The organism is Larkinella arboricola, assembly GCF_003259745.1.
GTDB classification, from domain to species: Bacteria; Bacteroidota; Bacteroidia; order Cytophagales; family Spirosomataceae; genus Larkinella; species Larkinella arboricola.
The window spans coordinates 1,531,002-1,552,926 of sequence record NZ_QLMC01000001.1 but is presented as its reverse complement, the minus strand read 5'-3'; the positions used below and the strand labels follow the sequence as shown (position 1 = coordinate 1,552,926).

The 21,925-nt window shown below is 54.2% G+C and carries 19 protein-coding genes; 8 read left to right on the top strand and 11 right to left on the bottom strand.

Annotated elements, in window-relative coordinates; all coding sequences use genetic code 11:
• Positions 1–20: 20 nt before the first annotated feature.
• The 5 genes from bla to LX87_RS06105 all read left to right on the top strand — a co-directional run bounded on the left by bla (position 21) and on the right by LX87_RS06105 (position 4,928).
• Positions 21–1,103, top strand: coding sequence for a class A beta-lactamase (gene bla / locus LX87_RS06125; protein ID WP_111627246.1), 1,083 nt, complete (start codon positions 21–23; stop codon positions 1,101–1,103).
• A 70-nt stretch (positions 1,104–1,173) separates the two neighbouring features.
• Positions 1,174–2,667 carry a serine hydrolase gene (locus LX87_RS06120; protein ID WP_111627245.1) on the top strand — a complete coding sequence of 498 codons (1,494 nt, stop codon included), beginning with the start codon at positions 1,174–1,176 and terminating at the stop codon, positions 2,665–2,667.
• 52 nt (positions 2,668–2,719) lie between these two features.
• Positions 2,720–3,289, top strand: a complete 570-nt coding sequence (locus LX87_RS06115; RefSeq protein WP_111627244.1) for a type 1 glutamine amidotransferase domain-containing protein — start codon at positions 2,720–2,722, stop codon at positions 3,287–3,289.
• Between the two features lie 84 nt (positions 3,290–3,373).
• Positions 3,374–4,204: a helix-turn-helix domain-containing protein gene (locus LX87_RS06110; RefSeq protein ID WP_111627243.1), complete on the top strand. Its 831-nt coding sequence runs from the start codon at positions 3,374–3,376 to the stop codon at positions 4,202–4,204.
• Between the two features lie 229 nt (positions 4,205–4,433).
• Entirely contained in the window at positions 4,434–4,928 is a 495-nt protein-coding gene (locus tag LX87_RS06105) for a hypothetical protein (protein ID WP_146624434.1), read from the top strand.
• A gap of 84 nt (positions 4,929–5,012) precedes the next feature.
• Here LX87_RS06105 and LX87_RS06100 read toward each other — a convergent pair whose 3' ends face one another.
• Both LX87_RS06100 and moaA read right to left on the bottom strand, forming a co-directional pair.
• Positions 5,013–7,433, bottom strand: coding sequence for an ABC transporter permease (locus LX87_RS06100; RefSeq protein ID WP_111627241.1), 2,421 nt, complete (start codon positions 7,431–7,433; stop codon positions 5,013–5,015).
• Between the two features lie 177 nt (positions 7,434–7,610).
• The gene (moaA, locus tag LX87_RS06095) at positions 7,611–8,591 is read right to left on the bottom strand and encodes a GTP 3',8-cyclase MoaA (RefSeq protein WP_111627240.1); all 981 of its coding nucleotides are present in this window, start codon (positions 8,589–8,591) and stop codon (positions 7,611–7,613) included.
• 295 nt (positions 8,592–8,886) lie between these two features.
• Here moaA and LX87_RS06090 point away from each other — a divergent pair, with 295 nt between their 5' ends.
• Complete coding sequence (locus LX87_RS06090; RefSeq protein WP_111627239.1) at positions 8,887–9,306, top strand: organic hydroperoxide resistance protein; 420 nt, start codon at positions 8,887–8,889, stop codon at positions 9,304–9,306.
• A 74-nt stretch (positions 9,307–9,380) separates the two neighbouring features.
• On the opposite strand, the gene LX87_RS06085 is transcribed toward LX87_RS06090, so the two are convergent.
• Complete coding sequence (locus LX87_RS06085; protein ID WP_111627510.1) at positions 9,381–9,797, bottom strand: phage holin family protein; 417 nt, start codon at positions 9,795–9,797, stop codon at positions 9,381–9,383.
• Positions 9,798–9,880: 83 nt separating this feature from the next.
• On the opposite strand from LX87_RS06085, the gene LX87_RS06080 reads away from it, so the two are divergent.
• Positions 9,881–10,618, top strand: a complete 738-nt coding sequence (locus tag LX87_RS06080) for a class I SAM-dependent methyltransferase (RefSeq protein WP_111627238.1) — start codon at positions 9,881–9,883, stop codon at positions 10,616–10,618.
• Between the two features lie 3 nt (positions 10,619–10,621).
• On the opposite strand, the gene LX87_RS06075 is transcribed toward LX87_RS06080, so the two are convergent.
• From LX87_RS06075 to LX87_RS06050, 6 genes are all read right to left on the bottom strand, one after another.
• Complete coding sequence (locus tag LX87_RS06075) at positions 10,622–12,214, bottom strand: Na+/H+ antiporter (protein ID WP_111627237.1); 1,593 nt, start codon at positions 12,212–12,214, stop codon at positions 10,622–10,624.
• A gap of 195 nt (positions 12,215–12,409) precedes the next feature.
• Positions 12,410–15,469 carry a TonB-dependent receptor gene (locus LX87_RS06070; protein ID WP_111627236.1) on the bottom strand — a complete coding sequence of 1,020 codons (3,060 nt, stop codon included), beginning with the start codon at positions 15,467–15,469 and terminating at the stop codon, positions 12,410–12,412.
• A gap of 148 nt (positions 15,470–15,617) precedes the next feature.
• On the bottom strand, positions 15,618–15,956 hold the full coding sequence (locus LX87_RS06065; RefSeq protein ID WP_111627235.1) for a hypothetical protein: 339 nt from the start codon (positions 15,954–15,956) through the stop codon (positions 15,618–15,620).
• Between the two features lie 76 nt (positions 15,957–16,032).
• On the bottom strand, positions 16,033–16,545 hold the full coding sequence (locus tag LX87_RS06060) for a Spy/CpxP family protein refolding chaperone (RefSeq protein WP_111627234.1): 513 nt from the start codon (positions 16,543–16,545) through the stop codon (positions 16,033–16,035).
• Positions 16,538–16,867 (bottom strand): hypothetical protein, encoded by a 330-nt coding sequence (locus tag LX87_RS06055; RefSeq protein WP_111627233.1) that lies wholly within the window; start codon positions 16,865–16,867, stop codon positions 16,538–16,540. Before LX87_RS06055 ends, LX87_RS06060 begins: the two co-directional genes overlap by 8 nt.
• Positions 16,868–16,871: 4 nt before the next feature.
• Entirely contained in the window at positions 16,872–17,477 is a 606-nt protein-coding gene (locus tag LX87_RS06050; protein WP_229310556.1) for an RNA polymerase sigma factor, read from the bottom strand.
• A 146-nt stretch (positions 17,478–17,623) separates the two neighbouring features.
• On the opposite strand from LX87_RS06050, the gene LX87_RS28750 reads away from it, so the two are divergent.
• Positions 17,624–17,785: a hypothetical protein gene (locus LX87_RS28750; protein ID WP_170139312.1), complete on the top strand. Its 162-nt coding sequence runs from the start codon at positions 17,624–17,626 to the stop codon at positions 17,783–17,785.
• 23 nt (positions 17,786–17,808) lie between these two features.
• On the opposite strand, the gene LX87_RS06045 is transcribed toward LX87_RS28750, so the two are convergent.
• Entirely contained in the window at positions 17,809–19,827 is a 2,019-nt protein-coding gene (locus LX87_RS06045; RefSeq protein WP_111627232.1) for a beta-L-arabinofuranosidase domain-containing protein, read from the bottom strand.
• 80 nt (positions 19,828–19,907) lie between these two features.
• Positions 19,908–21,917 (bottom strand): beta-L-arabinofuranosidase domain-containing protein, encoded by a 2,010-nt coding sequence (locus LX87_RS06040; RefSeq protein ID WP_111627231.1) that lies wholly within the window; start codon positions 21,915–21,917, stop codon positions 19,908–19,910.
• Positions 21,918–21,925 lie beyond the last annotated feature (8 nt).

Here is a 21,925-nt window from a genome sequence, read left to right as displayed (position 1 = left end):
TAACCCCACCACTGGTAACCATGAAAAAACCTGTACACCTTGCCGTCAACCTGCTGGTTCTCTGGACAGTACTCTTATTCAGTACGACTGCTTTTAGCCAGTCAAAAAAAAGTAAAAGCCAACCCGTCCAGACTCCGACGCAGCCGGTTTTAAACATCGCTGAACAGCGGCTGAATCAGGAACTGGAGCGCATTGCCAAACTCGCCAAAGGTAAAGTCGGCCTTTGCGCGGTTCACCTTGAATCTGGCCAGCGAATCAGCCTGAATGTGCAGGAGAAGTTTCCGATGGCCAGCACCGTGAAAGTCGCCATTGCCGTTGAACTGTTTAATAAAATTGAAAAAGGTGAACTCTCGCTGCGAACAATGGTTGAGCTGAAACCGTCGGACCTGCACCCGGGCAGCGGCACGCTCGAAACCTTGTTTGCCAAACCGGGCGTTCATCTTTCGGTGGAAAACCTGCTCGAACTGATGATGGTTATCAGCGACAACTCGGCCACAGACATCTTGCTGAATCTGGTGGGTGGCGTCGAACCGGTTCGGGCACGGCTGAAAACCCTGGGCATTGAAGGCATGTCGGTCGACCGCACGATTGTCCAGTTGATCGCGGATTTACAGGGCGTTACCTTGCCACCCGTCGAGCAGTGGACCGTCGGATTTTATGATAAACTGAGCGAAACGACAACTCCGGAATCCCGCCGGGCTGCGGCTCTGAAACTCGAACAGGACCCCCGCGACACCTCAACACCCGAAGCCATGGTGAATTTGCTGACCCAGATTTATCAGGCGAAAGCCCTCAAACCCGAAAACCGCGATTTGCTGCTGGCCGTGATGGAACGCTGTCGGGGCGGTTTGGCGCGCATTAAGGGTTTCCTGCCGCCCGAAACCGTAGTCGCTCACAAAACGGGCTCACTGAATTCCAGCGCTACCGACGACGTGGGCATCATTACGCTACCGGGCGACGCGGGGCACATCGCCATTGCGGTTTTTATCACATCTTCAGCCCAGCCGCTGGCCGAGCGGGAGCAAACCATTGCCCACCTGAGCCGCACGGTATACGACTATTTTCTTTTTCAGCCACCGGTAATGGCTCCCGCAGGGCGTTGAGTTCGCGCTAGTCCCCGGACTGTATCCGATATACCGGGGTACACCCACCTAACCTACTGACTTAAAATCGATGAAGCACCTACTTCTCACTTTTCTTTGTCTGAGCATCTTGCCCTCGTTCGCGCAGAAAAAACTGACGGCCAGACAACTACAGGAATTTGACGCATACGTGGAGAAAGTTCGGAAAGAATGGGAAGTACCCGGCCTGGCCATTACAGTGGTTAAGGATAATCAGGTAATTTTCAAGAAAGGCTACGGTGTGCGGGAATTGGGGACAACAAATGCCGTCGATACGCAGACGCAGTTTGCCTGTGCCTCCACGACCAAAGCCATGACCGCTGCATTGATGGGGATGCTGGTCGATGAAGGCAGGCTGTCGTGGGATGATCCGGTGTATAAGTACCTGCCCGAACTGCAACTTTACGACCCGGCGGCCACCCGCGACATTCGCGTTCGTGACCTGCTCACCCACAACACGGGCGTTGGCGGCACGGATTTCTTTACCGGCGCCATGACCATTCCGGCCAATGAAATGTTTCGGCGGATGGTATACGTCAAACCGAGTTATCCGATCCGGGGCGGCTTTGTTTACCAGAACATCATGTACTCGGCGGCTGGCCGGATCATCGAACGGCTTTATGGCAAACCGTGGTCGACAATGATGCAGGAACGGATTTTCAATCCGCTGGGCATGACCCAGACCGCCCCCAAACGCGGCCTCAGCAAAAGCACCAACATGACCAAACCGCACGTGGCCATCAACGACACCATCCGGGTGATCGACTACGGCGCGGACAGCGAAATCGGGTCGGCAGGCGCAGTCTGGTCGTGCGTCGATGACATGAGTAAGTGGGTGATTTGTATGCTCGACAGCGGCAAATACAACGGCGGGCGTTTGCTGAAACCGGCTACCTGGGCGGAAATTTTCAAACCGCAGACGATGGTTCCCCTCGACGAATACGCCACCATGCAAATCCTGAAACCCAACTGGCTCACCTACGGTCTGGGCTGGTATCAGCACGATTACCGGGGACACAAAATCAATTTCCACACGGGTAGTCTGACGGGGCTGACGGCCATTACGGGGCAGTTGCCCGACGAAAAACTGGGCGTGTATGTTTTCTGTAATTACAACTACGCCGAAGTGCGGCACGCGCTGCTCTACAAAACGTTCGATTTCTTTGCCCTGGGTGGCAACCGCGACTGGAACACCGAGATCAAAACGCTGTATGCCGGAATCCGGGAAGCCGGAAAAAAGGCCACGCAGGAATTCCAGAAAAACCGTGTTGCGGACACGTCTCCCACTCTCCCGCTGAAGGACTATACCGGGAAGTACACTAGTCCGCTGTACGGAAAAGCCGAGGTTACGGTTACGGACAACCGGCTGATTTTCAACATCAACGACAACGCGATGAATGCAACGCTAGGCCACTGGCATTATGACACCTTTTACGGCCCGTTCAAAAAAGCCTGGGCCGGGAAGGCGCTGGCCCGGTTCATCCTTGACTCTTCAGGTAAGGTCGATACGCTCGTTTTCAGCGGTATGAATTTCAAAAAAGAATAAACCTTCCCGGTTTTCCAGCGTTACGAATAGAGTACCAATTCTCAACGAAATCATGGAAAATCAGCAAAAATTGAAGGGAAAGAAAGTGGCGATTCTGCTGACCGACGGCTTTGAGCAAGTCGAAATGACGGAACCCCGCAAGGCTCTCCAGGAAGCCGGCGCGGAAACGCACGTAATTGCACCCAAAGAAGGAACCGTACGCGCCTGGGATATGACCGACTGGGGCCAATCGTTTCCGGTTGATGTGATTCTGGATGACGCCGACGCCTATAGTTACGACGCCCTGCTGCTGCCCGGTGGTGTGCTCAACCCCGATAAGCTGCGAATGGAAAAGAAAGCCGTCGAGTTTGTCAGGCATTTCTTTGAAGAACATAAACCCGTTGCCGCCATTTGCCATGCCCCGATCATGTTGATTGAAGCCGGTGTGGTACAGGGCCGTACGCTGACCTCCTATCCGTCCATTCAAACCGACCTCCGGAATGCCGGAGCCAATTGGGTTGATCAGGAAGTGGTGACGGATCAGGGTCTGGTGACCAGCCGGAAACCGGACGACATTCCGGCGTTCAACCGCAAGATGATTGAAGAAATTCGGGAAGGGGTTCATCAGGGACAACACGCGTAACGTCCACACAAGATTCTAAGAAAGCCCGGCCCGGTTACTCCGACCGGGCTTTTTTTTACGGCTCTGATTCGGTTTCTTTCGAGCATGAACAGTCAGTTAATCGATGCCGACAAACAACTGGTGACGGTATTCAGCCATTATTACAGCGTGCAGCTAACGCGGGAAGAACAGCCGGTAACGCTGCACCTGATGCCCAACTACGAAATGCTGCTGGCGTTCAATTTCGGGCCGGGCATTCCGATTTCGCTGGGTGATGCGGATTACATCATCGGCCAGACCGCCGTGCTGGGTCCGCTGCAAAAACGGATGACGTACGAGCTTCCGGCGGGCGCGGATTTGATCGTCGTCAACTTCACGCTCGACGGTTTTTACCGGTTGCTGGGCGTTTCGATGCAGCAACTCAGGGCCGGTGACCTGCACGACCCGGACGTACTGCTCAACAACACCTGCTTTCGTGACCTGTGGGAACGCCTGGCCCACACGCCCCAACTGACCGACCGAATCGACTTGCTCAACGACTATATACTGACCTTCATAGCGCCTTTTGATGCCGTTTCCGAATCGCTGATGGAGAGTCTTCCCTATTTCCGGGACGCAGCCGTCGATCCGGTCAAGGCGCTGGCCCAAACGCAACAGGTTTCGCCCCGCAGTATTCAACTTCGGTTTCAGACCCACCTGGGTTATTCAGCCAAGGAGCTGACCCGGTTTATCCGGTTTCGAAAGGTCCTGGGTTTTCTGACGCAGCATTATCCACCGACGCCGGACTGGCTCGATCTGGTGTTGCGGTTTGGCTACCACGATCACAGCCACCTGATTAAAGATTTCAACTATTACCTGGGCATGACACCCCGCCGGTTTCTCAAGCAACTGGTCCAGGGAAGCATCTGCATCAGCCAAGCCGGGAGGTTTTATTGATCCAGATAATGAGTGAGTCGGTCAGGCCGTGGTGGTCCTGTTTATAGAATGTTAGTTTTAGGCTCACATGACAATTCCGCAATTTATTATCTTTCCGGTTTAATAATCCAATAATTGAATATTACCCTCTACAAATCAACCACTTACTCATTGCCGTTTAACAACGATGAAACAAACGCTACAACCTTTTTGTCTAGTAATTCTTTTTTTGCTGATTAATTTCTCCTGCATGCAGGATCACCTTCCAGCCACGCCATCCTTCCGGCCTATCGACGCTTTAATCGGCAGCCAGGGTGATCGCACAAATTCTGTTTATACTTTTCTGGGGTATCAGGAAGGTCCTCTGGACCCGCTTGCTCTTTCTGCAATCACCCCCTCTACTCAGTTTGGAATGACGGTCCGTAATCCGTCTCCAACGCAAAACTCCTGGGTTCTGGATGGTGGTCTGATTGGAGCAGGTTATTTCGTTTCCGTTATGGTAGACGACCCCTTATATAACTCCATCACTGACTGGAAAGCATTTAACAGGGTCAGTGGTCATACGACCCGGTTTGGTGGAAATGGCTCCGGTCTTACCCAGCCTGATGAAATTAAATTTGTGAAGTATATTTTAGGCGCAAAATCATTCCGGCTGGATCAGGTTGGCGATACAACCTACCTGCGAATCCAGGCCGTGGCCGACGGAGAGACAACCCCGGTGGTTATGGTTTTCAAATTAGCGTAATCCGCTAAGTACAACAAGACCCAAAGCCGGTGGTGACCTAACGGCTTTGGGTCTTTCTTTCTTCTAGTGTCTTCGTCTAAATTCTTATTCGCCCCGCAAGCTATGGACCGGGTTGATCAGGGCGGCTTTGATGGACTGGAAACTGATTGTCAGCAGGGCCACGGCAATGGCCAGAACACCCGCCAGGGCAAACATCCACCAGCTAACGGCAATTTTATACTCAAACGCCTGCAGCCATTTGTCCATCGCGTACCAGGCAACGGGCGACGCCAGCACAAGGGCAATCAGCACCAGCTTGACAAACTCTTTGGACAGCAGCCCGACAATGCTGCCCACCGAAGCGCCCAGCACCTTACGAACCCCGATCTCCTTGGTGCGTTGTTCAGCCGTAAAGGTAGCCAGACCGAGCAAACCCAGACAGGCGACAAAGATGGTCAGGCCGGAGAAAATACGGAGAATCTGGCCAATCCGCTGTTCCGACTCGTACGTTTTCATAAACCGCTCATCCAGAAAGGAATATGAAAACGGCTGATCGGCTCCGAAATCGGACCACCGCTTTTTAATGGAAGCCAGCAGGCCGGAAACCTCCCGGGTTTTTACTTTCACGATCATCGTGCCCGGGGCCTTTGCCAATACCATCACCAGGGGCGTAATCCGCTCGTGCAGCGACCGGAAATGAAAATCTTTCACAACGCCGACCACCTGATAAGTCGCCTTGGTCCCTTCCCTGTCAGGCCGTGTAATGGTACGACCGATTGCATTTGCCTTCCAGCCAAACGCTTTAGCGGCTGCCTCGTTGAGGATCACCCCGGTTGAATCGGTTCCGAACGATTTGGAGAAATTCCGCCCGGCCACCACTTCCATCCCCAGTGTCGGAATGTAGTTGTAATCGACATCGTAGCGCAGCGTCTTCACCAGTTGGGTCGAATGGTTGTCGGGGTAAACAAAAAAGTTGTTGTTGTTGCTCGGCCCGGCGGGTAAATAACCGGAATGGCTGACGTTCACCACGCGCGGGTCCTGCAAAAGCAAATCCCGGAAAATCTCTTCTTTCGGGCCCAGCGCCCAGGTGTTCGACAACACCAGCACCTGATCTTTGTCGTACCCCAGCTTTTTATTCTGAATATAATCCAGTTGCCGGTAAACCACCGTCGTTCCGACCATCAGCAGAATGGCAATAAAAAATTGGAAAACCACCAGACCACTGCGCAGGCTAATGGTACTTTTACCGAAAGTAAATCGCCCTTTCAGGACCGCAACGGGTTTGAACGACGCCAGAAAAAAGGCCGGATAACTCCCCGCCAATACACCTACAAAAACACCAAACAGCAGCAGACCCGGCAACAGCCAGGGCGCATCGACAAAGCTAAATGTCAGTGTTTTGCCGGATAAGCTGTTGAAAAGCGGTAAGGCGGCATAAACCAGTGCCAGGGCCACGCCCAACGCGATAGCCGTCAGCAGCAGCGACTCAATCAGAAATTGAAAGGTCAGTTCCAGCCGCAGTGAACCCATTACTTTCCGGATGCCCACCTCTTTGGCCCGCTTGGAAGCCCCGGCCGTTGAAAGATTCATAAAGTTGATGCTGGCAATCAGCAACACAAACAGGGCCACGGCACTGAACAGATAAACGTATTGGATATTACCGGCTGGCTCCAGGTCGTACGGCGAATCCGAGTGAAGGTGAATAGCCGTCAGCGGTTGCAGAAACAGCCCGATGTCGTTGCCCTTCTGGCGGAACTGCGCGTATTTCATCCCAAAAGCCGTCTCGATCTGCGGCCCCATGTACTTCTCGACCACCTGCGGCAGCTTCGCTTCCAGTTGCCTGTAATCGTAGCCTTTCGGCAACACCAGGTACGTAAAAAATTCGGACGTCATCCAGGAGGGTGATTTGGACTCGGCCAAACTCGCCATTGAGGTAAACACATCGAAATGGAAATGCGAATTTGCGGGAATCTCGTCCATCACGCCCGTAACGGTCAAGGGGACATTGCTGCCTTTCACCTGAACGGTTTTCCCCAGCGCATTGTCACGCCCGAACATCTTCAGGGCGGTTGGTTTGGTCAGCACAACGGTATTGGGCCGGCTCAACGCGGTTTTTGGGTTACCCTGCAACAGCGGAAAGCTAAAGACCTGAAAGAAATTGGAATCGGCAAACGCCATGCTTTCTTCGTTAAACAGGTTGTCGCCGATCAGAAACTGGGGCATACCGCCATGACGCAACCGCGTGGCTTCCTGCACTTCGGGGTAATCGGCCTGGAGCGTCCGGGCCACGGGCGGCATCACGTGCGCTTCGTTCATTTTTCCGCCCTGCACCGTTCCCCGAAAAACAACACGAACAATGCGGTCCGATTTTGCGTGAAAGCGGTCGAAACTCAGTTCATCCAGCACAAACAAGCTGATCAGCAGGCAGGTTGCCAGACCGATGGCCAGACCGACGATGTTGATGGCCGAAAACACACGGTTTCGCACCAGATTCCGCCAGGCTATTTTAACGTAATTACGAATCATATTAGGAATGGAGCTGGGGTCAGAACAACAGCTAATCTGGTCGGTCAAATCTGGTGCCAGTTCGAAGAATAACGCATTGCTGAGCCAGAGAGCGGCTTTTTTGTTTCGTCTGCCCCAGAAACTGTCCCTTTACGGACAATGGAACGTCCCCAATCGGACAAGAATTTCCGACGAAAATTAACCCCCAATCGTCGACATGGATTCGGTCACCGGGCCGCGTTGGTGTTCGGCTTCAAAGCCATTTTTGGGCCGGTGAGCAAAAGCTTTCAGAAAAGCAGCCGTTAATTCAGCATCATCTGCACCGGAACGAAGCAACGCCCGCACATCGAGCACGCCGTTGTCGTACAGACAGGTTTTGAGCGTTCCCTGCGCGGTCAGACGAATGCGGTTGCAGGTGCCGCAGAAGGTCCGCGTAAAAGCCGCAATGATGCCGATGGTTCCCTGATAACCCGGAACCTGATAGGTCGTTGACGTAGAAAAAGGCGAATCGGGCTGGCGTTTCAGGTCCGGATACAGCGTTTGTAATTCCTGCAAAATCCGCCGATGATTCCAGTTCAACACCGGATAATGACTCCCTTCACCGTTGAACGGCATTTCTTCGATAAACCGGACATCGACGGGATGATGGCGGGTGAGTTCGGCCAGCAGCGGAATGTCTTCGGTATTTTTGCCTTCCATTACGACGGCATTCAGCTTCACCGGCACATCGTGCGCCAGCAAGGCATCCAGCGTTCCGCGAACGGCGGGTAATTCATCACGCCGGGTAATCAGCCGGAACCGTTCGCGGTCGAGGGTGTCGATGCTCAGGTTGACCGAGCCAATGCCCATCCGGACGAGTTCCGGAATGAGCGGTTGAGTCAGCACACCGTTGGTCGTAATGTGCAGTTCGTCAACCCCTTCAGTGGCTTTCAGCCGCCAGAGAAAGTCCATCAGGCCATTGCGCACAAACGGTTCTCCGCCCGTAATCCGGATTTTCGACACGCCCAGCCGCGCCAGCACGCGCACCAGCCGCTCCATCTCCTCGTACGTCAGCAACTGGTGTTTGGGCAGGTACCTGATCCCCTCCTCCGGCATGCAGTAAAAACACCGCAGGTTGCAGCGGTCGGTCACGGCCAGACGGAGGTAGGTAATGGGGCGGTTGTGGTTATCGAAAATCATTACAGGCAAATTACAAAAAAGAAGGCAAAAAAAATTCCTCTCTTGCTGTAACCTTCCCAACTTCCGAAAGTTTCCGCAACCCGATTCGACAAACCCCGTAAACGGACCGGATTAAACCACCCGAAACCGGTCGGGCGGCCGCAAGCCCTACACCGTCGGCGATCAGAAACAGGAACGGCAACCATTACATCCGGAAAGCAGAATAAGCCGCCGTTTATAACCATTCCGAACCCGCGCTAGTTGTCTTGAAAACCATTGGCGACCGCCCAAACCGGTGGTTGCTTCTTTTTTAAGCATGGATAAAGTATATACGGCGAAAGCCACCGCAACCGGAGGCCGCAGCGGCCACGTTAAATCACACGATGGAGCCCTGGACGCCGACGTCCGCGTACCGAAAGAAATGGGCGGCCCCAGCGGCACCTACCTCAACCCCGAAACCCTGTTTGCAGCGGGTTACGCGGCCTGTTTCGACAGTGCCCTGAGCCTGATTATCCGCACGCAGAAAGTTGAAGCGGGCACCACCAGCGTAACGGCCCAGGTCAGCATTGGTAAAAACGACGCGGGCGGATTCGGTCTGGCGGTGGCGCTGGACGTGCAGATTCCCGGTGTGGAACGGTCCAAAGCGGAGGAACTGGTGCAGAAAGCGCACGAGGTTTGCCCCTACTCCAACGCCACCCGTGGCAACATTGAGGTTACGTTGAACATCATCGACTGACCCATCCGTCTGGTTATGAAAAAAGCCGCCAGTGAAATGCTGACGGCTTTTTAACTTCTATACGGTTTAATTTCTTACCGACGGGAAGCAAGTTCCACCGCCGGAGAAAGCAACATGACCTCCTGCTGACGGTGTTCAATGACTTCCTCAGAAGGAGCCAGCGCACCATCCACTAAGCCACCGACAACGGCCACCGCGATGGCAATGACCAGGGCGGGCCAGAAGCCGGCAATCGTGAAACTGCCCATCATCTTGTCGATGAGTTTCAGCAGGATAGCCGTGACCACAATCCGAACGATTCCGGTCAGCAGGAAGAAGGTTACCAGATTGAGCGGGAATCGGATAAGCCAGCCCACCAGAAAGTTAAGGACCGCCAGAATAACCGCAATTAATAAAGCCGTGCCGAAACTTTTAACGTCAACCTGGGGCATCAAATACGCCAGACCGAAGATGACGGCGGCATCCAGTAGTAAGTGCAAAATGAGGTTCATAAACAAGAGCGAATGGTGGAATAATACCCTCTAAACACTTTCGCTGGCCGCTTGTTCAAGCCTTAAACGTTTTCTGCTCTGATATGAAAAAGCCGTTCTGGTCAGTTCCTGCCCTGTTTCTGTTCGTTAATTCCTTTTGCAGTATGGTTTTGGGCCAGCAAACGGCTCCGGTTACGGAACCCTCCAAAGGGGTGTATCAATACCGGAAAGCCTCTTACGACGGGATTGGCAAAACGTACATGGGACGGGAAATCTCGCAGGTCATGGGGCATCTGGGAGCCGCCTGGCTCAACCGCCCGGAGCGCGAACAGGAAGAACGCACCGACCTGCTGCTGGAAGCCATCAACCTGAAACCGACGGACGTGGTGGCCGATGTAGGCGCGGGAACCGGGTATTTTACCTTTCTGATGGCCCCGAAAGTTCCGAAGGGCAAAGTCCTGGCGGTGGATATTGAGCCAGAAATGATTAACGACCTGAATCAAACCAGAAAGAAAACCGGCCTAACAAACGTCCAAGCCGTTCTGGGCACCATTACCGATCCGAAACTGCCCGCCAACGGTGTTGATCTGGCCATCCTGATTGACGCCTACCACGAGTTTTCGCACCCGCGCGAAATGATGACCAACATTGTTCGGGCGCTCAGACCGGGCGGGCGGGTGGTGCTGGTTGAATACCGGGCCGAGGACCCGAACGTGCCCATCAAACCGCACCATAAAATGAGCATTGCCCAGGCGACGAAGGAAATGAAAGCCGTCGGGTTGTCGCTGAAAAGTGTGTATAATAAACTTCCCCAGCAGCACGTCATGATTTTCCAGAAGTAGAAATTACCGAATCAAATGATCGTATCTCTCTTCTTCCAGGTCTAGCTGCGCTTCTATTTTCCGGACCACGTCCTCATCAAAATCCTCCTGTCTCCGCAACCGTTCCAGCTCCTGCCGTTTGGCCGCGCTCAGGCCCACCCGCGCTTCGTGGTAACGCGCCATAGTGGGTCCGTCCCGGTCGGCAGCAATGACCTGGTTCAGTTTCAGTTCACTTTCCAGACGGTTTTTCAGACTCGTCAGCAACACGTTATCGTCCACCTGTCCGTCAAACCGTCGGCGAAGTTCCCGCAGGGCGACTTCCTGCAACTGGCGGTGGATGATTGCTTCCTGCTGTTCTTCGGGCATCCGTGGAAAGAGTTCTTTAGGGTGTAACCACCGAATCACCATAGGCAGGGTAAGCCCCTGAAACACCAGCGTCACCAGAATGACCACAAACGTGATGAACAGAATCAGCGACCGGTGCGGAAAGAGTTCGCCACCGGGCAGATTGAGCGGTATCGATAAGGCAGCCGCCAGCGAAACCACGCCCCGCATACCCGCCCAGCCCACCACCAGCGGCCCCCGCCACCCGGCATTCCGGACAGCGACGGTAATGAACCGACCGGCGATCCGGGTCCAGCCGGCTGCCATCAGCGCAAATACCATCCGGACCACAATAAGCACCCCCGAAATGATCAGACCGTAAAAAATGGCGTCGGGCACGGAGTAGCCATCCAGTTCCTGCACCACAACGGACAGTTCCAGGCCGATCAGCACAAACACCAGCCCGTTGATGATAAAAATAACCGTTGCCCACATCGACAGCCCCTGTACCCGTTCGGTATGATTGAGGATGCGATGGCTGTGATTGGACAGAAACAACCCTCCGGCCATCACGGCAATGACGCCCGAATAATGAAAATGTTCCGCCGTCATGTACATGATGTACGGGCCAAGAAACGTCAGCAGAATGGTGATGCGCGGTTGCATCGGAATCCAGCGGTGAATGGCGTAGAAAATACCGGCCACTGCCAGCCCAATCAGCCCGCCCATGATAGTAACCAGCACAAAATCAACCGCTACCTCCTGCCAGACAAATACGCCCGACGTGATGGTTGACAGGGCAAACCGGAACACAATCAGGCTCGACGCGTCATTAATCAGGCTTTCTCCCTCCAGAATATTGAGGGTACTTTTGGGTGCGTCCACATCTTTAAGCACCGAACTGGCCGCTACCGCATCCGGGGGCGACACAATACCGCCCAGCAAAAAGCCCACCGCCAGCGTAAAACCGGGGATGAACGCGACCGAAGCGTAGGCGACGGCGGTGGCCGTCAGAATCACCAGCCCAAACGCCATCACCAGCACGATGCGTCGCCAGCGCCAGAGTTCACGCCAGGACATAAACCAGGCGGCTTCGTAGAGCAACGGCGGCAGAAAAACCAGAAAAATAAGTTCAGGCTCGATGCTGATAGGCGGCACGCCCGGAATCAGGCTGACCAGCAGACCGCCAAGGACCAGAAAAATAGGCGTCGGAATGCGCAGCCGTTGGGCCAGCGTAGCCAGCAACGCCATTCCCAGCAGCAGGGTCAGCCCCAGCAAAACTATCTCACGCATGCGTAGTCGGGTACAGGTTGAAAAAAAATACGGTATTGAAAACAATTTGCCCCCGGGCGCGTTTTATCTTCAGTAAGTCGCTGATAACCGGGGCTACTGTGAAAGGTAGCCGATTTGTAAAAATAACCGTTTATTGAGCGATAAAAAAAGCCAGGTGACTCGCGTCGTCTGGCTTTCTTTTTTTGGGTTTATCCCTCAATTATTTCCCGGACCCGGTCCCGGCGGTCGACCCCCACCGGGGAAGCGGCCTCCTCCACCCTGGCGCCAGTTCTGTCCATCGGGCCGGTCGTTGCCGCGCGAAGGAGATGCCGACGCTTTAAACTGACGCAGGTTGTAGGTAAACGTCAGCATAAAATACCGTTGCAGCACCTGCGCCCGGCTATTTTCGACGTACGTATCGGTCTGCGTGACGTTCAGGCTGTTGTTCTGTTTCAGAATATCAAAAACCGACACCTTCAATTCGCCCCGCCGGTCTTTCAGGAATTTCTTGCCCAAGGCGGCATTCCAGAGGGTATATTGCTGATTGATACTGCCGTTAAAACCGGTGTATTTCTGATTGGAAATGTCGGATTGCAACACCAGCCCCGGCCCAAAAATCCAGTTCAGACGCCCGCTCAGGGCCTGAAAATAATACCGGTTGTTGTTCTCGGGCTGAAGCGAATATTTTACATCGTTGAAATTACCCGAATACGAGAACGAGAAATCCAGATTCTGGCTGATGTTGCTGCTCAGATTCACGCCCTGCGACCAGGTGGTGGTGTTGGCATTGTTAATCAGCCCATTGATCAGACTCGGCGAACTGCTGTAATTGTTACCGGCATTGATGCTAATGTTACTCTTAATAAACTTAAGGGGGGTGCTATAAGTCACGAACGAACGCAGGCTCCACAAACCGCTCAGGTTGACCGGACGCGTCAACTGTACGCCCTGCCCCAACGTCGTGCCATCGGGCAACGTCGCCGTTCCGTTGCTGATCAGCGTCGAATTTCCGATGTAATTGTTGGTGGAACTGACGTTAACAAACACAAACAAGCTACGGCCTTTTACCGGTTTGGTTAGCTGGTAGCGGGCCGAAACGTTGTGGCTGTACGACTGCTTCAGGTCCGGATTACCCAGCGTCAGGAACAACGGATTCGAGTTATCGAGAACGTTCTGAAGCTGCGTTACGCCCGGCGCCTGGGTGTTGGTGCGGTAAAACATCCGAATCCGGCTGTCGGTCGAGAGTTTGATGTCGAGCATGGCCGACGGCAGCAGGTTGTTGAAATGCGCCCGCACGTCGTTGTCCAGCGGAAAGAGCTGATCGCTGATGAGATCGGCCCGCTGAAAGTTCATGTTCACGTTCAGGCCCATTTTCGGCGACCGGTAATTGTAACCAACCCCGGCCTGGTTCGTCAGGTAATCGTTCTGAAAGGTGTTCGACAGCAGCGAATCCAATTGATCGTAACGCTGCGTGAGGGGGTTATACCGGTTGGTCCGCTTGTTGGCGTCGCTGTAGCGGTAGGTCGTTGTGTAGTTAATCTGTAATTGACTCAGTTTGCTTAACGGTTCCGTAAAAGCCGCATTGAGCGAATACTGGTAACTTGGCGTATTGTTCGTCGTTAATTGGTCGAGACGCAAATCCGGCTTGGTTCCCGTAAAATATTCGTTTAACGACAACTGGTCGCGTTCGCTGTTCTGCGTACCGATCTGGGTTCCGAAGTTCAGCGAAAGCGACCGACCGCGTTTGGCAAACCGGTGCCGGAACAGGATGTTGTTGCTGAAATTAAACGCCCGCACCCGGTTCATGTAATCGGTATTGGTCCGGTTTAGCAACAGGCTGTCGGGCGGCAAAATGGGATTGAAGTTGTTCCCCAGCGACGGATTGTCGGAGGTACTATCGGCGGCCAGATAGGTAACGCCCTGCACCCGGCTCGACGAGTTGTTGTTCTGCCAGCGCAGCCGGGGCGTAATCAGCAGCGAGTTGTTGGAATTGATCGTGTATTCGAGCCGAAAATCCAGCCGGTGGTTGAAATTCTCACTTCGCGAAATGCTGTTTTCAAAGTAATTCTGGCTGGCATTCTCGGCCAGCGTATACCGCCGGAATACCGTCTGGGCGTTGTTGTTGGTGCTGTTGTTGAAAAAATAGCTGCCCCGGAACGTGAGGTGTTTGCCCCAGTCGTCGGAGAAGTTCAGACCAATGGAGTTGGTTTTGTTGATCCCGCTCTGCTGTCCCACCAGGAAGTTGTCAGCCCCTCCGCCACCGCCAAAATTGCCACCACCGCCCCCTCCGCGGCCACCACCTCCTCCTCCACGGCCACCGCCACCGCGTCCTCCTCCACCGAAACCACCACCTCCCCCACCGCTGGCAACGCCGGTCAGATCCTGGGCGGAGAAGTTTTGCTGATTGATGTTGTTGCTCAGCCCGACGATAGAAAGCCGCCGGGCGCCGTTAAACAGGTTGACATTACCACCCGCCGAGTAGGTATCGTTGGTTCCGTAACCACCGAAAACGCGGCCAAAAACACCGTTCTGGCGGTCGCCCCGCGTCACGATATTGATGGTTTTGGAGGTGTTGCCGTCGTTAAAACCGGTAAACTGGGCCTGATCGCTCATGCGGTCGAATATCTCAATTTTATCGACTACTTCGGCGGGCAGGTTCCGGAGGGCAATATTGGGGTCGTCACCGAAGAAGATTTTTCCGTCGACCAGCACCTGCTGCACATCCTCACCCTGGGCTTTTACGGTCCCGTTTTCGACGGTGATGCCCGGCATTTTCTTGATCAGGTCCTCCGTTGTGGCATCGCGCGTTACCTTAAACGCTTCGGCATTCAACTGAAGTGTGTCACCTTTCTGCTGCGCGGGCGGAATCTGGCCCTTAATCACAACCTCCTTCAGTGTTTTGGCATCCTCGACCAGCGTGATGGCACCCAGATCCTGCACATCCTGCGTAAGGGTTATCACCTTGTCGTAATCCTGAAAACCCAGGTAGGTGGCTTTCACGCGGTATGCCTGCGGGCTGAGATTCAGAAACGTAAAGGCTCCACTCGTATCCGTCACCATGTATTGCTTCTGCGTCGTATCCTGCTGCGAGGTCAGGATAACCGGCACACCGACCAGCACGTTCTGGTTGGAATCGACAAATTTACCGGTCAACTGGCTGGTTTGGGCAAACAGGCTCGTGGCCGAAACCAGCCATACACTAAAAAGCAGAGACACCCGAGACCGATACCGGCGCGCGTGTGCAAAGAAAAATCGAAGTAACAATCCTGCATTCATTTGTTCAATGGATGAAAATGGGCGGATTCTATTGACACCGTCCGCCAGTGAAACGGTCTGGGCTGCACTGGCGGATCGGCGAACGGGCGAGATGGTTGATGAAGCGTCATCCTAACACGAGGATTACACCCAATACGGTTTACCGGGCTTATTTGTTTGAATTGTTACCCCCCGGTCCTCCCCGGCGGCCCCGCATGGCCCGTTCTTCTTTGAAGGTACCTTTGGAATCGAAAACGACAATCCTGCGCGTGGTGTCTGCGGCAACAACCAGCATGTAGTTATCTTCCTTATCCTTCATAATCCGGCGAACCGTCAGGCCGGGATATTTATCCTTCACGTAAGTCATCACTGGTGCGGGCAGGGCGCTTTCTTCCACCTGCGTCATTCCCTGCATCCGTCCCCGACCACCGCCCGGTCCATTCTGGGCGTTGCTTTCAAAAACCGTCAATCCCGCCAGCATCAGGGCTACACACATTACTTTTTTCATGGAGTTCACTTGTTTAGTTGTTTTCTTTAGATGTCAATTCGGCGGAAACCCTGCGGCTGCCGACGAAAAAAAGTGATTATTTTTCGGAACGGTCCCGCTGGCTCGAATCAGGCCGGTGTCGGCCCGGCCAGCCGGTTCGGCCAAATGAGCCAAAACCGGGTCGTTCGGCCAGCACCTGTTTGAGTTTGTTCCGTTGCTCGGGCGTACACAGGGCGCTCACCTGCTGAAAATGCCGTAAGGTCAGCACGTCCAGCCGGGCGTTTTTTTCTTCGAGTTGGCGGGCCCGCAGCATCAGTTGCCCATCGGTCTGCGTCGAATCGTCAACCAGCGCAAAAAAACGTCGGCGTTCCTGCCGCAGTGAATCCAGCAGGGGCCGGATGGTTTGGAAATGCTTCTGGCGCATCGCCCGGTAGACCGTCCGCTGTTCGTCCGACAGCCCCAGGGTTTTGGATAGGTAGGTTCGCCCATCTCCGCGCCCCTCCCGGTGGCGCCCGGGTCCAAACCACATCCAGGCCATGAGTCCGGCGTTCAGCAGAATCAGGGCGACAATGATCCCAACCAGCAGTCGGTAGCGTTTTTGATCATTCATCGACAAAAGCGTTTTGGTGGTTCAACTGATAATCCTGCACAAAAGCCTCGTAGGTACCGGGGTCGGTTTCCGGCACGGCAGGACGGTTTTGCCAAAGCGCCACGGCAACGTTCATGGCAATCAGCAAGCCGAGCGTCCCGAGGGCGTAGGCCGGTTTTTGCAGCCACCACGGCAACACGGCCGCGGCTTCCGACTGCTCGATTCGGGCTTTTAACCGGGCCTCCAAACGGGTATAAAAGTAAGGCCGGGGCTGAGCGCGGTCGAGTTTTTTCAATTTCCTAAACCGGTCTTCCCACGGTTGATCTTCGCTGTTTCGGTTCATGGTGTCACGGGTTCTTTCTTTCCTGATAAAATGGCGTCAATTGCTTGCGTAAATTCTGTTTGGCCCGGTGCAGCAGCGACTCCACCGCCGACACCGTTCCCTGCATGACCTCCGCAATTTCGCGGTGGCTCTGGTCTTCGATATAATGTAAAACGAAGGCTACTTTCTGCGCATCAGCCAGCCGGTTGATGGCCCTGAACAGGGTACTCATTTCCTCCTGCTGTTCCAGCGCAACGCCCGGATGATGAAAATCGGGCGGATCGTGCAGCACTTCGTTGTTTATCCCAAACAGGCTCGTCAGCCGCGAAAACCGTTTCTGCGCCTTCCGCTTCCGCAGGTGCGCCAGAGCTTTCGTGGTCGTAATGCGGTAGAGCCAGGTGGTCAATCGGGCTTCTTCCCGAAACTGCCCGATGGTCTGGTAGACCTCCACAAACACCTCCTGCGCCATATCCTCAGCTTCTTCGGGATGCTGCACAATGGCCAGGGCGGTATTGTAGACCTTGTCCTGATGCATCTCGACAAGCATCCGGAAAGCCGATTCCCGGCCTGCTCTCAGCTCAGCGATTAGTTCGGACTCCTGCAATCGGGCGGTATCGTTAAAGGTGAACACATGAGATTAGGTGCGAAAGTTGAAAAAAACCTGCGGGTCGAATCCAGATTTTTTGATAAAAACAGAAAAACACCACGCCGGTTTGACGTGGTGTCTGGAGAAAAATGGTTATCTATGATGCAACTTACTCCGCAAACCGCATCGCCATGTACAAACTGCTGGAATTTATGATTGCGGTGATCATTATTGCCGCTGGCTGGTTTGCCACCGTTTTGTTCTTCGAAAAAATAGGGCTGTTCGTTTTCTTAACCCCCATTCCTTATACCGTGGGTTTCGGAATCATGAAGCTGGCGCGGTATCGATCCTGACGCGATTCCCGGAAAACATACCGCTACTTCACCACCGGAAAAGCCACCACCCGGACCTTCGTGCAGCCGTACGGCACGAGCGTAATCGTTTCTACCTTCTCATCTACCTTACCCACGAAATGACCGTTGCGATCCGTGACGGGCTGGGGCGCCACATCGTTGACGATTTTCCAGCCGGGAATTTTCTTCGCCGATGCCCGGATTTCGATGGGTGCATTTTGCAGATTCCAGATAAACGAATCCGTAACGGGTTTGACGGTTTTTACGTCCAGATTGGCCGCCGGATCTTTCACGATCTTATCCACCAAACCGTAGTTCCAGTCGCCTTTCGGAAACACGTTGAAGTAGTCGCCCTCGTCTTTTTCGGTTTCCTTTTCCCAGGTTTCTTCCAGTTTCAGGGCGTACACCAGCGGACCGCGTTCCACCGCCCGCGAATTTCGGCCCCAGTTGGAGGTACTGACGGCCATCGGAAAGTTCAGCGTCACTTTATCGCCGTTTTTCCAGGTCCGGTTCAAGACAATTACCTTACCGCCTTCGGGCGTCTGCACGGTTTCGCCGTTGACGGCCACCGTCGCTTTCCGGCACCACGACGGGATGCGCAGGTGCAGCGGGAACTGCACGCTGGAAGCCGTCGCCAATTCCAGTTGAATGCCCTCTTCAAACGGATAACGGGTCGTTTCCCGAATCGTTACGTCGGTGTTCTTCGCGCCTACTTTCGCCGTTACGTTGTTCGGACTGTAGGCCAGAGCCGCCAGGCCCTTGTCGGGAGTCGCGTACCACAGGTGTGCGGCAAATTTCGTCCAGCCCTGGTGCATGTTGGCGAGGCAGCAGGTGTAGCCGCTCCGCATCCCAAACACGTTGTTCATTTCCCGACCAAACGGCAGCGAAAAGTTGAATACACCCCGCTTGACGTGTACCTGATTGGCAATCTGGAAATACTGCTTGGCGTTGTAATCGTCGGTCGTCTGCGTCGGTAACGCGTTGAACGTCATGCGTTCCAGCGCGTCCATGTAGTGCGGATCGCCGGTAATGCCGATGATTTTTTCCAGCGAATACATCGACTCCACAATGGCGCACAGCTCCACGCCCTGGGTCGGGTCGTTACCGTGCAGATCTTCGTCGCCGGAGAAAATACCCATCGGCAAACCGTGTAGCGTCATCAGGTCGTTGAAACCGGTTTTGAGCGATTTGAGGTAGTTCGGATCGCCCGTTCGCTGGTAATTAATGGCCGGAGCTTTCAGCGCCATGCCGACGTTGACGGCGTGACGGCGCATCCAGTGTTCTTCGTTTTGCTGGGCGGCTGCGCCAATCACCCAGTCACGGTTACCCAGCCAGTCGCTCCACGGAAAGCTCTGTGACTCAATCAACGATGCCAGTTCGAGCAGCGATTTGTCGCCCGTCATGCCGTACAGCCACTGCGCCATCATCACGTTATCGGTTCCGCGCGAGGTGGCCCACTCGGTCCACTTGCCCACCGGACAGCTTTTCAGCGCCTGTAACTGATAACGAAAATACTTGGTCATAAACGGAATCACGCGCGGGTCATTCGTGGCCGAATAATACTGCTGAATCACCTTCAACATCACCATCTTGGGCCACCAGTCGTCGCCCGACGCGCAGTTGGCCACATCGACCTTGACATTCTTCTCCCGCTCGTCTTTGGTCATCGCGCCGAAATAACCCGATGGTCGCTGGTTATCAATCACCCAGTCGATGTATTTTTTGACCTTCTGCTGCAACGGCTTGTCATCCAGCAGATACGCCAGCGGCACCGCGCCGTCGAGCCAGTACGGGGTTTCTTCCCAAGCATCGCCCTTACCGCCCAGCCAACCGTTGTCGTTGCCGATTTTGGGGTGAACCTCGTCCAGATGGCCGGTGGTGCCGTCACGCATAATCTGCAACTGGTTTCGCAGCCAGCCGGTGGGTTTAATGGCCGAAAGCGGCAATTCCCGGTATTTTTCGGGAACGGGCTTGGGCGATTGGGCCGCTACGGAAACCGATAAAACGGCACTAATCAGGGTTAAGGAAAAGATGTTTTTCATGAATGCCTATTCCAAAAATCTGCTGATAAGCCACGGTATTGCCGTGGAATTTTCGAAAAAATGGTGTGGATAATCCTTCTTTATTTTCTGACCACCGGAAACTGGGAAATGCGCAGGCTGGTGCAACCGTACGGAATCAGTGTAATTTCTTCTTCGGGGCCGGTTTCCAGGTTGTAGGTGATGCTGTACGGAATGGGACCGGTCATTTCGTTGTATAAGCCCCAGGACGGAATCCGCTTAGCCCGCGTTTTAATCTGGACCGGTGCATTTTCTGGATTCCACGGATAGAGCGAAACCGGGCCTTTCTTTTCCACTTTGTAATTTTCCTCCAGTTTGTTGTCCGGAACCTGAATCAGCCCGTAGTTCCAGGGTGTGGTCGGGCGAACTTCCACGTACGAAGCGCCGTATTCAATCGGGTCTTTGTCGTTTTTCACCAGCTTGCTTTCCTCCCCGATTTTCAGGCCGTAGACAATCGGCCCGCGCTCCACCGACATGGAGTTTTCAAACCAGATGTCTTTCCGGATGTGCATCGGCAGGTCCAGTTCCACCACATCGCCCGTTTTCCACTCCCGGTCGATTTTCACGATTTGGTTGCCGTCCACTTCCCGCCAAACCTTCCCGTTGATTTTAACCGACGCTTTTCTGCACCATTGCGGCACGCGCAGGTGGAACGGGAAGGATACGGTTTTGGCCGTAGTCAGCGTGAATTTGACGGTTTCCTCAAAAGGGTAGTTGGTTTCTTCCTTAAAGGACACTTCGGTACTGTTGCCGACCGTCGCTTTTACTTCGCTGGGTGCGTAGAGCAGGGCCGCTATTCCCTTATCGGGGGTTACATACCATAAGTTCTGTGTGAATTTGGGCCAGCCCTGGTGCATATTCGAGGTGCAGCACGGGTAACCCGAAAGTAACCCAAAGCACAAGTCCGTCCCCCCGTGGTTGACGTCGAAGTTGCGCGTCAGGCGGGTTGTCATCACCTGATTGGCCTGCTGGAAATACTGGCGGTTCATGAAATCGTCGGAAACCTGAGCGGGAAGCGCATTGAACGCAATCTTTTCAATATGATCGGCAAAGCCTACTTTTCCGGTAATTTCGAGCATACTTTCCAGCGAAAACATCATTTCCACCGCCGAGCATAGCTCCGAACCCTGCGTGGGATTGTTGCCGTGCAGGGCCTCGTCACCGCCGTATAACCCGTGCGCCATGCCGTTGAATTTCCGGATGTCGGCAAAGCCTTTGTCCACGGCGTCGAGGTACTTTTGCTCGGGGTGATGCTGGTAGTAAATAATCGGGGCCTTGATGCCCTGCGCCAGATTGACACAGTGAATGCTTCCGGCCCGCGACAGCATATCGGTATTAAGGAAACCGTCTGTATAGTCAAACGTCTGTTTATGAATCAGATCGCCCAGATCAAGCAGAAACTTGTCACCGGTAATGTTGTAGAGCCAGTAAACCACCATCAGGTTATCACCGCCCCGGTAGCGCGCCCAGAACGTCCAGTGGTCGAGCGGTTTCTGGGGCAATTCCTTCAACTGATACCGGAAGTAATTGGTCATCAGGTTGATTACCCTTTTGTCGCCGGTGGCCGAATAATACTGTTTCAGGATTTTCAGCATCACCATTTTGGGCCACCAGTCGCGGCTGTTGTTACGCTGCACACCCCGCTCCGGGCCGTAGTCTTTCGATGGTCCAAAATAACCGTCGGGCTGCTGGCTCTTAATCGCCCATTCGACCCACGGTTTGGCTTTTGCAATCAACTCCTTGTCGTCCAGAATGTAGGCCAGCGGCAACAGACCGTCGATCCAGTACGGCCCCCGCTCCCACTGATCGCCGTCGCCCCCCAGCCAGCCGTTGCGCTCATTCATCACCAGCGGATACAACTGGTCCAGCTTGCCGGTGGCACCGGTTTTCTGCCGAACCAGCATTTCCCGGAGCCAGCCCTGCGGTTTGATGGCGCCCAGCGGCAATTCCTGATAAGCGTTCGGACGCAGCGGTGCGCGGGCCGCCTGATAGCTGGCGGTCGGCGTTTGTTTGGGTTGGCCCACCGCCGTAACAGCCAGACTCAGAAGGAGAATGGAAATGTTTACTTTCATGTGTCGTG